At 67.4% G+C, this 10227-nt stretch carries 9 protein-coding genes; 5 read left to right on the plus strand and 4 right to left on the minus strand.

From position 1 onward, the window contains the following. The 4 genes from spt to lptG all read left to right on the plus strand — a co-directional run bounded on the left by spt (position 1) and on the right by lptG (position 5647). Entirely contained in the window at positions 1–1254 is a 1254-nt protein-coding gene (gene spt / locus VGD28_RS02790; RefSeq protein WP_331026808.1) for a serine palmitoyltransferase, read from the plus strand. 40 nt (positions 1255–1294) lie between these two features. Then, positions 1295–3265, plus strand: coding sequence for an ATP-binding protein (locus VGD28_RS02795; protein ID WP_331026809.1), 1971 nt, complete (start codon positions 1295–1297; stop codon positions 3263–3265). A gap of 85 nt (positions 3266–3350) precedes the next feature. Then, the gene (gene lptF / locus VGD28_RS02800) at positions 3351–4550 is read left to right on the plus strand and encodes an LPS export ABC transporter permease LptF (RefSeq protein ID WP_331026810.1); all 1200 of its coding nucleotides are present in this window, start codon (positions 3351–3353) and stop codon (positions 4548–4550) included. After that, positions 4547–5647, plus strand: a complete 1101-nt coding sequence (gene lptG, locus VGD28_RS02805; protein WP_331026811.1) for an LPS export ABC transporter permease LptG — start codon at positions 4547–4549, stop codon at positions 5645–5647. The genes lptF and lptG overlap by 4 nt, the downstream gene beginning before the upstream one ends. A 213-nt stretch (positions 5648–5860) precedes the next feature. Here lptG and VGD28_RS02810 read toward each other — a convergent pair whose 3' ends face one another. Then, positions 5861–6958: a fatty acid desaturase gene (locus VGD28_RS02810; protein ID WP_331026812.1), complete on the minus strand. Its 1098-nt coding sequence runs from the start codon at positions 6956–6958 to the stop codon at positions 5861–5863. A 327-nt stretch (positions 6959–7285) separates the two neighbouring features. Here VGD28_RS02810 and VGD28_RS02815 point away from each other — a divergent pair, with 327 nt between their 5' ends. After that, positions 7286–8443 carry an N-acetyltransferase gene (locus VGD28_RS02815; RefSeq protein WP_331026813.1) on the plus strand — a complete coding sequence of 386 codons (1158 nt, stop codon included), beginning with the start codon at positions 7286–7288 and terminating at the stop codon, positions 8441–8443. Between the two features lie 58 nt (positions 8444–8501). Here VGD28_RS02815 and VGD28_RS02820 read toward each other — a convergent pair whose 3' ends face one another. The 3 genes from VGD28_RS02820 to VGD28_RS02830 all read right to left on the minus strand — a co-directional run bounded on the left by VGD28_RS02820 (position 8502) and on the right by VGD28_RS02830 (position 10048). Further along, entirely contained in the window at positions 8502–8747 is a 246-nt protein-coding gene (locus VGD28_RS02820) for a hypothetical protein (protein WP_331026814.1), read from the minus strand. A 184-nt stretch (positions 8748–8931) separates the two neighbouring features. Beyond that, a complete protein-coding gene (gene xth, locus VGD28_RS02825) occupies positions 8932–9705 on the minus strand; it encodes an exodeoxyribonuclease III (RefSeq protein ID WP_331026815.1) in 774 nt (257 codons plus the stop codon). A 1-nt stretch (position 9706) separates the two neighbouring features. Next, entirely contained in the window at positions 9707–10048 is a 342-nt protein-coding gene (locus VGD28_RS02830; RefSeq protein WP_331026818.1) for a HesB/IscA family protein, read from the minus strand. Positions 10049–10227: the final 179 nt, after the last annotated feature.

Below are 10227 nucleotides of genomic sequence, written 5' to 3' on the forward strand. Positions count from 1 at the left end.
ATGACCGACTCGATCGCGACCGCCGACGCGCCGGCCATTCCAGCCGGCGCGAAGCCCGACCTGATGAGCAAGTTCGACGGCCTGATCGCCGAGCGCCAGGCGCTGCTCGACAGCGGCGTCACCGATCCCTTCGCGATCGTGATGGAGCAGGTGAAGTCGCCGACCGAGGCGGTGATCAAGGGCAAGGATACGATCCTGCTCGGCACCTATAATTACATGGGCATGACCTTCGACCCGGACGTGATCCAGGCGGGCAAGGACGCGCTCGACCAGTTCGGCAGCGGCACCAACGGCAGCCGCATGCTCAACGGCACCTTCCGCGACCATATGGAGGTCGAGCAAGCGCTGCGTGAATACTACGGCACCACCGGCGCGATCGTGTTCTCGACCGGGTACATGGCCAATCTGGGCATGATCTCGACCCTTGCCGGCAAGGGCGACTACATCATCCTCGATGCCGACAGCCACGCCAGCATCTACGACGGCTGCAAGCAGGGCTATGCCGAGATCGTCCGCTTCCGCCACAACAGCATCGAGGATCTCGACAAGCGCCTCGGCCGCCTGCCCGCCGAGGCCGGCAAGCTGGTGGTGCTCGAGGGCGTCTATTCGATGCTCGGCGACGTCGCCCCGCTCAAGGAAATGGTCGCTGTCGCCAAGAAGCACGGCGCGATGGTGCTGTCGGACGAGGCGCATTCGATGGGTTTCTACGGTCCCAATGGCCGCGGCGTGTACGAGGCGCAGGGGTGCGAGGGCGATGTTGACTTCATCGTCGGCACCTTCTCCAAGTCGGTCGGCACCGTCGGCGGCTTCTGCGTGTCGAACCACCCGAAGTTCGAGGCGATCCGCCTCGCCTGCCGCCCGTACATCTTCACCGCGAGCCTGCCGCCGAGCGTGGTCGCCACCGCAGCGACCTCGATCCGCAAGCTCCAGCACGCCCACAACAAGCGCCAGCACCTCTGGGAGAATGCCCGCGCCGTGCATGGCGGCCTAAAGGAAATGGGCTTCAAGCTCGGCACCGACACCGCCGAGAGCGCGATCATCGCCGTGATCCTGAACGACCAGGAGCAGGCGGTGATGATGTGGCAGGCGCTGCTCGACAACGGCCTCTACGTCAACATGGCGCGGCCGCCGGCGACCCCGGCCGGCACCTTCCTGCTGCGCTGCTCGCTCTGCGCCGAGCATACGCCCGAGCAGGTCCAGCGCATCCTGGCCATGTTCAAGGCCGCCGGCCAGGCCGTAGGCGTCATCGCCTGAGGGCTGGCCAGCGCCTCCGGCCCGGCCTAGAATTGCGGCCATGAGCGAGAGTAGTGGACTGGCGCAGCGTATCGCGCGGCTCGACTGGCGCGCCGCGCTGATGATCCTGATCGCCATATTGGGGATCGGGGTGCTCGCGGCGCTGATCACCAATCAGCGTTCCGCCGACGCCGAGCGCGATGCCGCATTGGCCCGCCAGTCGCAAAGCTACGAGGTGATGATCCTCGCCCAGAGCCTTTCCGGCACGATCGCCAGCGCAGAGGCGACGCTCGCCCGCTACGTGGTCAGCGGCGAGGAGAGCGTCGGCCGCGACTACGTCGCTGAATGGCAGCGCGCCGAGGGCCAGCTGACCCTGCTCGCTCGTCGCACGCGCGACCATGGCCTTCAGCAAGCGCTGATCACCGATCTGCGCACCGCCGTCGCCGCGCGCGGCAAGGAACTGGCGCAGATCGCCCTCAACACCCGCTTCAAGCGCAACCAGGCCGCCTATGCCTATTTCGACGAGGCACGCCGATCGCCGACCCTGCCGCGCATCCGAAACCTGCTCGAAGAGATTGTTGTCGCCGAGCGCAAGCTGCTCAACGAGCGCTCGCGCCGCGCGCGCTTCACCTCGGCCGAGGCCGAGGCGGAGACGCGCAACCTGATCCTGTTCGGCATGCTGATCGTGATCGGCGCGATGATCCTGGGCTGGCTCAACATCCGCGCGATCCGCGAGCGCGCCGCCGCCGCGGCCGAGGCGCAGGCGCAGCGCGAGCGCGCCACCGAGCTGGAGGCCGCGGTCGCCGCCGCGACCGCCGGGCTCCAGGAAGAGGCGCGTGAACGCGCCGCCGCCGAAGCCCAACTGCGACAGGCGCAGAAGATGGAAGCAGTGGGCCAGCTCACCGGCGGCATCGCGCATGATTTCAACAATATGCTCGCGATCGTTCTCGGTGGCCTCGAGCTCGCCAAGCGCCATTTGCCCGACGGTGCCAAGCAGTCTGCCCGGCACATCGACAATGCCGCCGAGGGCGCCAGCCGCGCCGCCACGCTCACCCGCCGGCTGCTCGCCTTCGCGCGGGCCGAGCCGCTCACCCCGCAGGCTATCGACCCCGCGGAGCTGATCGCGGGCATGAGCAACCTGCTTGAGCGCACGCTGGGCGAAGGCGTGCTCGTCCAGACCCGCACCGATGCTTCGGGGTGGCATGTCTGGGCCGACCGGCATCAGCTCGAGAACGCGCTGCTCAACCTCGCGGTCAACGCCCGCGACGCGATGGATGCACGGGGGACGCTGACGATCGCGACCGGCCATGCCGCGCTCGAGGGTGAAGCCGCGAAGGAGTGCAGCCCCGGCAACTACGTCACCATCGCCGTATCCGACACCGGCGCTGGCATGGCGCCCGAAGTCGTCGAGCGCGTGTTTGAACCCTTCTTCACCACGAAGCCCGTGGGCAAGGGCACCGGCCTCGGGCTCAGCCAGATCTTCGGCTTCGTGCGCCAGTCGGGCGGGGAGATCCGCATCGATTCAGCGCCGGGCGAAGGCACCACGGTCACGCTCTATCTGCCCTGCCACACCGCCATAGAGGCGACGGCGCCGGACACCGCACGGCGGATCGGGCCGCGTGCCGAGCCTCACCGCGCGCTCGACATCCTGCTGGTCGAGGACGATCCGCGCGTGCTCGCCGCCACGCTCGCCGCCTTGGAGGAACTGGGCCATCGTCCCGTCGCGTGCGACGATCCGCTTGCCGCGCCGCGCATCGTGGCGGGCCTCCACACGCTCGATCTGGTGGTCAGCGACGTGATCATGCCCGGCCAGACCGGGCCGGAGATGATCGCCGCGCTCGAGCCGCAGCTCGACGGCGTCGCCGTGCTCTACGTCACCGGCTACGCCGGCGATGCTGCGGATCACGACCGGTTCGGCGGCCGCCCGGTGCTGCGCAAGCCCTTCACCCTCGCCGCGCTGGAGACCGCCATCGCCGATGCGGTCGCCGCTCCCGCCGGGGGCCAGACCACACGCGCGACCGCGGCGGGGTAGATTTAACCGTGCCGTACGATATAGCGTTGGATCACAGCCGGCTCGCCGGCGCCAACGCGAAGATCAGGCCGCAGACCCTCCCCGCATGACCGCACTCGACCGGTATATGGCGCGCCTGATCGCGGTTCCGCTGATCTCGACGCTGCTGATCTCCGCGATGCTGCTGGTGCTCGACCGCATGCTGCGGCTGTTCGATTTCGTCGCGAGCGAGGGCGGGCCGGTCAGCGTCGTATGGCGGATGCTCGCCAACCTGCTGCCCGAATATCTCGGGCTCGGCATCCCGATCGGGCTGATGCTCGGCATCCTGCTCGCCTTCCGCCGCCTCGCCACCAGTTCGGAGCTCGACGTGCTGCGCGCGGTGGGGATGAGCTATGGCCGGATGCTGCGCGTGCCGTTCATGTATGCGATCGCGCTCGCCGCGCTCAATCTCGCCATCGTCGGCTTCATCCAGCCGCTCGCCCGCTACAATTACGAGGGGCTTCGGTTCGAGTTGCGCACCGGTGCGCTCGGCGCATCGATCAAGGTGGGTGAGTTCACCAATCTCGGCGACCGGATGACGCTGCGGATCGAGGAAAGCCGCAGCGAGGGCACCGACCTGTCGGGCATCTTCGTCAGCGCGCGTGCGCCGAACGGCGACATCGTCTCCGCGACCGCGGAGAAGGGCCAGTTCCTGCGCACCGACGATCCCGACGTGATCATCTTCCGCCTGACCAAGGGCACGCTGATCCACCAGTCGCCCAAGTTCAAGGTGCCCCGCGTCCTCACCTTCGATGCGCACGATCTGCCGATCGATCTTCCGAAATTCGAGCAGTTCCGCCAGCGCGGCGAGAACAGGCTCGAGCTGACCTTGCCGCAGCTCGCAACGCTCGGACGCGATTCCAGCGTGCCGGAAGCGCAGCGCGCGGTCACCCGATCCGAATTTCATTTCCGCGTGGTCGAGGTCGCGACCATGCTGCTGTTGCCATTCCTGGCGCTGGCGCTCGGCGTCCCACCCAAGCGATCGACCTCGGCGCTGGGCGTGTTCCTGTCGATCGTGATGATCGTCACCTATCACAAGATCAACCAATATGCGCAGGGCGTGGGCGCGCGCGGCGGGATCGATCCGATCATCGCCCTGTGGGGGCCGTTCCTGATCTTCGCGGGACTGGTGTTCTGGATGTACTACACGATCGCCTATGTGCCCGGCGGACAGCCGATCGGCGCGCTCGAGAAGTTCTTCGCCAAGGCATGGAAGGCGATCGCGAAAAGACTGCCCGGGCGGCGGCGCAAGGCGGCGGGCGCATGAACCCGATCACCGGCTTCTTCCCGTCGCGGACGATCTCGCTCTACATGGCGCGGTCGTTCCTGATCAGCACCTTCGCCTTTCTGTTCGGGCTGGTGCTGATCCTCCAGACGCTCGACCTGCTCAGCGAATCCGGCCGCATCCTCGCCCATGAAGGCAATGGCGACGCGCAGATCTGGCGCTATGTCAGCCTGCGCGCCCCCCAGATCATCGCGACCTTCCTGCCCTTTTCGGTGCTGCTGGGCACGATCATCACGCTATCCACGCTCAACCAGAACAGCGAAGTGATCGCGATGAAGGCCTCGGGCCTCTCCGCGCACCAGGTGCTGGCGCCGCTGATGCTTGCCGGCCTCGGCGTGGCGGCGATCTCCTTCACCTTCAACGACCGGGTCGTCTCGCGCGCCAGCGCCACGCTCGCGCAGTGGAAGAAGGTGGATTACGGCGTGCTCCCGATCGACCGGGGCGACCGCAGCAATGTGTGGGTGCGCGACGGCGCCCACCTGATCCATGCCCAGCAGATCAGGGGCCGTGGCGAGAGTGCGCAGCTCGCCGACGTCACCGTCTACGAGCGCGACGGCGCGGTGCTCAAGTCGCTGGTCCGCGCCAAGACCGGGCGCCGTGAGGGGATAGGCTGGCGCGTCGACGATGCCGAGCGCTTCGACGTCGCCACCGGCCAGCTTACGCCGCTGGGCAGCACGATCGTGGGCGAAGGCGTCCGGCCCGACCAGTTCACGCTGTCCAACGTCGATGCCGAATCGATGTCGTTCGGCGCGCTCAAGGAAGCGATCGAGGATCTGAAGGCCGCGGGCCGCCCGACCAAGGCGCTCGAGGGATCGCTATGGCACAAGCTGTCGGGTCCGCTATCCGCGGTGCTGATGCCGCTGCTGGGCGCGGTCGCGGCGTTCGGCATCGCGCGCTCGGGCAAGCTGTTCGTGCGCGCGGTGATGGGAATGGGCCTTGGCTTCCTCTATTTCGTTGCCGACAATTTCGCGCTGGCGATGGGCAATCTTGGCGCCTATCCGCCCTTCCTCGCCGCCTGGGCGCCGTTCCTGCTGTTCGCGATGATAGGCGAAGCGGTGCTGCTCAAGACCGAGGAATAATCGGCGAAAAATCCGCTATTTAACCAAATAGGTTCCACGTGGAACCGGACCGCCCCGAATGGTCAAAGTGGAACAAGTCGTGGACGATGTTTGCTTTCGGGCGATCGCGCGCGTCCGTCCGCGCGAGCGGAACGGCGAGGCATTTCAACGCCGCGCACGGATCGCTCCGGGACTGGACAACCAGCTTGCGCCGGGATGGCGGAAGGTTCGGCGTCAGCCCGCGCGCTGCTTCATCGTGCTCGCCGCCAGCCGGCCCATCAGCCCGCGCAGCGTGGGATAGTTGGCGCCTTGATAGGTCGATTCCTGCCCCAGCGCGGCCGAGATGCGGCGATGCGCCTCGCCGAGCGCATGATAGGGCAGGCTCGGCAGCAGATGGTGCAGCGCGTGGAAGCGCAGCCCCACCGGCGCCCATAGATAGGGCAGGAAGCCGCCAGGCACGTTGACGCTGTCGAGGAACTGCGCGGTCACGGTCAGCGGCTCGCCGTCATTCTCCCACAGATGCGCGACCAGCGTGCGCACCTGGTTGATGACTGCGACGCCCGAGATCACGGCGAGGAAGATCGCGAACGCCTTGAGCGGGATCACGCCGGTCGCGACCAGCGCGATGAGGACGATCGCCCAGGCGCTCGCGCCGATTTCCTGCCAGCGCCACTGGCGCGCGAACTCGCCCTCGGGCGCGCGGCGCTCATAGGCCGGGTTGATCTGCAGGCCCGAATAGCGGCCGACGACGATGCGGCGCAGCCTGGGCGACAGCACCGACAGCGGCCCGAGCACGCCGAAGCGCAACAGCAGCCCCACCGGCATCAGCACCGAGACGAGCAGGAACACCGGCAGCGTCCACGGCTTCATCAGCGCAAGGGGGAGATACTCGGGATCCTCGACCGTCCCGTATCTGGTGCGGCTGTGGTGGATCGTGTGGATCCCCTCATACATGAACGAGGGCAGCATCATCGGGATGCCGAGCAGCACGTTCCACCCGACGCGGAAGCCCGGCAGCAGCGAATGCTTGAGGTGGGTGATCTCATGGATGAACAGGCTGGCGCGGTAGAGCGCGAGCACCGCCAGCACGCCGCTGGCGATCGCCCAGCCGGCCGAGGGCAGCAGGATCGCTCCGGCCAGCGCGGCATAGCCGAGCGCGGCCGAGCCGAGGAAATCGCCCCAGTAGATCAACGGCCTCGGCGTCTGCAGGTCGCGTGTCAGCTCCGCGGCCGCGCGCAGCATGGCGCGGTCGTCGGCGACGCCCGACAGGCGGATCTTCGCGCCCTGCACGGGCGCATCGGCACCGGATGCATCAAGGGTAAGCGTATTCATGGGGTCGGGCATTGGCATCAGATAGTGGCCATTGCGTGGCATTTCACGGGGTGGGGTGGGACCGGCGGTAACGGGCGCTCGGGATTGGCGGTGTTGCGCGTAGCCAATCCTCGCCCGCCAGGGGGAGGTGGCATCGCGCAGCGGTGACGGAGGGGGCGGATGCCAGAACATTGGCGGCTCGCATCCTCCCCCTCCGTCGCCTCCGGCGCCACCTCCCCCTGGCGGGGGAGGATTTGCGGTCGATGCCCGCCCTGCACCTGCCTCCAGTTGACAGCGGCGCGGCAACGGGAGACTGGATCGGCCGCAATCTCTTAGGAAGGTCCGCGCTTGGCCAACTCCCCCCTCGCCATCCGTCCGGTCAGGACCAAGGCGGATACCCGCGACTTCATCGAGCTCGCCTATCGCCTCAACCGCGGCGATCCCAATTGGGTGCCGCCGCTGCGCAGCGAAGTGGCGGGCACGATCGACCCCAAGAAGAACGGCTGGTTCAGCCATGCCGTCGCGCAACTCTTCCTGGCCGAGCGCGAGGGCCGTATCGTGGGGCGAATCTCCGCGCATATCGACAAGCTCGCGCTCGAAATGCCGGCCGAGCAGGGCTTCGGGCCGGGCACGGGCTTCTGGGGGCTGTTCGAGGCCGAGGATGCGGCAACCGCGCAGGCGCTGATCGCGGCCGCGGAGGATTGGCTGCGGGCCAAGGGCATGACGCGCGCGATCGGCCCGATCTCGCTGTCGATCTGGGAAGAGCCGGGGCTGCTGATCCAGGGCCATGATCACCCGCCGATGGTGATGATGGGGCATCACAGGCCAGCCTATCAGGGCTGGATCGAGGGCGCGGGCTACCAGCCGGTCAAGCAGCTGCTGACCTATGAGCTCGACATCACCAAGGAGTTCCCGCCGCTCGTCCAGCGCATCGTCGCGATGGGGGAGAAGAGCGACCGCATCCGCATCCGCACCGTCGACAAATCGCGCTTCGACGAGGAAGCCGCGACGATCCTGGCGATCCTCAACGACGCATGGTCCGACAATTGGGGATTCGTGCCGCTGACCCGGCCCGAGATCGACGATGTCGGCAAGAAGCTGAAGCCGCTGGTGTTCGAGGACCTGATCCGCATCGCCGAGCTCGATGGCGAGCCGGTGGCGTTCATGATCACCCTGCCCGACCTCAACGAGGCGATCCGCCCGCTCAACGGCAATCTGCTCCCGTTCGGCTGGGCGAAGCTGCTGTGGTGGCTGCGCAAACCCAAGGCGCGCGGCATGCGCGTGCCGCTGATGGGCGTGCTCAAGCGGCTGCAGGGCTCGCGCATGGCGAGCCAGCTGGCCTTCATGATGATCGAATATATCCGCCGCGCGGCGACTGCCAATTACGGCGCGGTACGCGGCGAGATCGGCTGGATCCTGGACGACAATCAGGGGATGGTCGCCATTGCCGACACGATCGAGAGCAAGGTCAACCGCGTCTATCAGATCTACGCGAGGCAGATCTGAAGGGTTGCGGCCCGCGGGTTAGGGGTCCCGCGGGCCGCGCCCCTCTTGCCAGGATCCGTTACTTCGGATCGAGGGGATCGAAACCCTCGTTCAGCCACTCGGCGCGCGTGCGGCAGTCCTTGCGGACCAGCCGCGATCCGGTGACCTCGCCCTTCACGCAATAGCGCTTGTCCTTCACCGGCTTGGCGCCCGGGCTGGCCTGGGCGGCGGGAGCCGGCGTGCCGGGCTTGGTCTCGGCATGCGCGGCGGTGGCGAGGCCGACGGCGAAGACGGCGACGGTGAAACCCTTGAACATCGTACGCATGATACAGCTCCTCTTCTGCACCTGTGCGGGTCAGAGGGTGACTTCATCCCGCCCGCCCCTGTGTTAGTGCATTATGCGTGCCAAACACTTGAAACGAGCAAAATCAATGCGTTAGCGCGTAGCTTTTGTTACGATATGGAAATTACTCGCCGATAGTTGGTGAAAACCACCAATCAGCGGGAAATCAGACGCGCAGGCTGACCCAAGTCGGCGCATGGTCGCTGGCCTTCTCGCGCCCGCGATAGTCCTTGTCCACGCCGGCGCCGGTCAGGCGATCCGCCGCGATCGGGCTGAGCAGCAGGTGATCGATGCGGAAGCCCGCGTCGCGTTGCCATGCGCCGGCCTGATAGTCCCAGAAGGTCCATACGCCGCCGGCCGGAAAGCGCGTGCGCAGTGCGTCGGTCCAGCCCTGCGCGACGAGCGCGCGATAGCCCTGGCGCGATTCGGGCTGCATCAGCGCATCGTCCGCCATCGCCCGGACCGAGAAGACGTCATCGTCATTGGGGATGACGTTATAGTCGCCGGCAAGGACGACGGGCCTTTCCTCTGCCAGCAGGCCGCGCGCATGCGCCGAGAGCCGCTCGATCCAGCGCAGCTTGTAGTCGAATTTGGGCCCGGGCACCGGGTTGCCGTTGGGCAGGTAGATCGATGCCACCACCAGCCCGTTCACCTCGGCCTCGATATAGCGGCTATGCTCGTCCTCGGGCTCGCCCTCCAGCCCGCGGCGGCGCTCGACGGGGTCGCTGCCCCTGGCGAGGATCGCGACGCCGTTGAAGCCCTTCTGCCCATGCCACACAGCGCCATAGCCCGCGTCGCGGATCTCCTTCTCGGGAAACCCCTCGTCGGCGGACTTCAGCTCCTGGAGGCAGACGATGTCGGGCTTCTGCTCGGCGAGATACTCCAGCAGGCGCGGGAGGCGCGCCTTGATGCCGTTCACATTGTAGGTGACGATCTTCAAGTTAGACCGAGAAGCTGGTGCCGCAGCCGCAGCCCGACGCGGCGTTGGGGTTGGTCACGCGGAACGCCGCGCCGCCCAGCGATTCGACGAAATCGACGCTGGCGCCGCGCACCAGATCGAGGCTGACCGAATCGACCAGCAGCTGTACGCCATCGGTCTGCGCGACCGCATCGTCCGGCTCCGCAGCCCCCGCCAGTTCGAACTTGTACTGGAAGCCCGAGCAGCCCCCGCCTTCGACCGACAGGCGCAGGATCGCGGGCCTGCCCTGCTTCGCGGCGATGGCGGCGATGCGCGCGGCCGCGGACGGGGTGAGGCCGATCTCGGGAGACAGGGTAGTGACCATGCGACGGAGATAGGGAATCGGGATGGTCACGGCAATCCTCCCCGGGACGGGGAGGGGGAGCAGCGGGTCAAACACGCCCTGCGCGCTCGAGGATCGCCCGGGGGACGAGCCGACCCGCCGCTCGCCCGCAGGGCGTGGTGGAGGGGGCCTGCCTCAAGCGGTGCGCTTCGTGGCGGGCG

The sequence above is a fragment of the Sphingomonas sp. genome, from assembly GCF_036402235.1.
Classification (GTDB): Bacteria; Pseudomonadota; Alphaproteobacteria; order Sphingomonadales; family Sphingomonadaceae; genus Sphingomonas.

Coding starts and splice junctions, on each gene's coding strand:
- spt (WP_331026808.1), top strand. CDS start 1: ATGACCGACTCGATCGCGACCGCCGACGCGCCGGCCATTCCAGCCGGC.
- VGD28_RS02795 (WP_331026809.1), top strand. CDS start 1,295: ATGAGCGAGAGTAGTGGACTGGCGCAGCGTATCGCGCGGCTCGACTGG.
- lptF (WP_331026810.1), top strand. CDS start 3,351: ATGACCGCACTCGACCGGTATATGGCGCGCCTGATCGCGGTTCCGCTG.
- lptG (WP_331026811.1), top strand. CDS start 4,547: ATGAACCCGATCACCGGCTTCTTCCCGTCGCGGACGATCTCGCTCTAC.
- VGD28_RS02810 (WP_331026812.1), bottom strand. CDS start 6,958: ATGAATACGCTTACCCTTGATGCATCCGGTGCCGATGCGCCCGTGCAG.
- VGD28_RS02820 (WP_331026814.1), bottom strand. CDS start 8,747: ATGCGTACGATGTTCAAGGGTTTCACCGTCGCCGTCTTCGCCGTCGGC.
- VGD28_RS02830 (WP_331026818.1), bottom strand. CDS start 10,048: ATGGTCACTACCCTGTCTCCCGAGATCGGCCTCACCCCGTCCGCGGCC.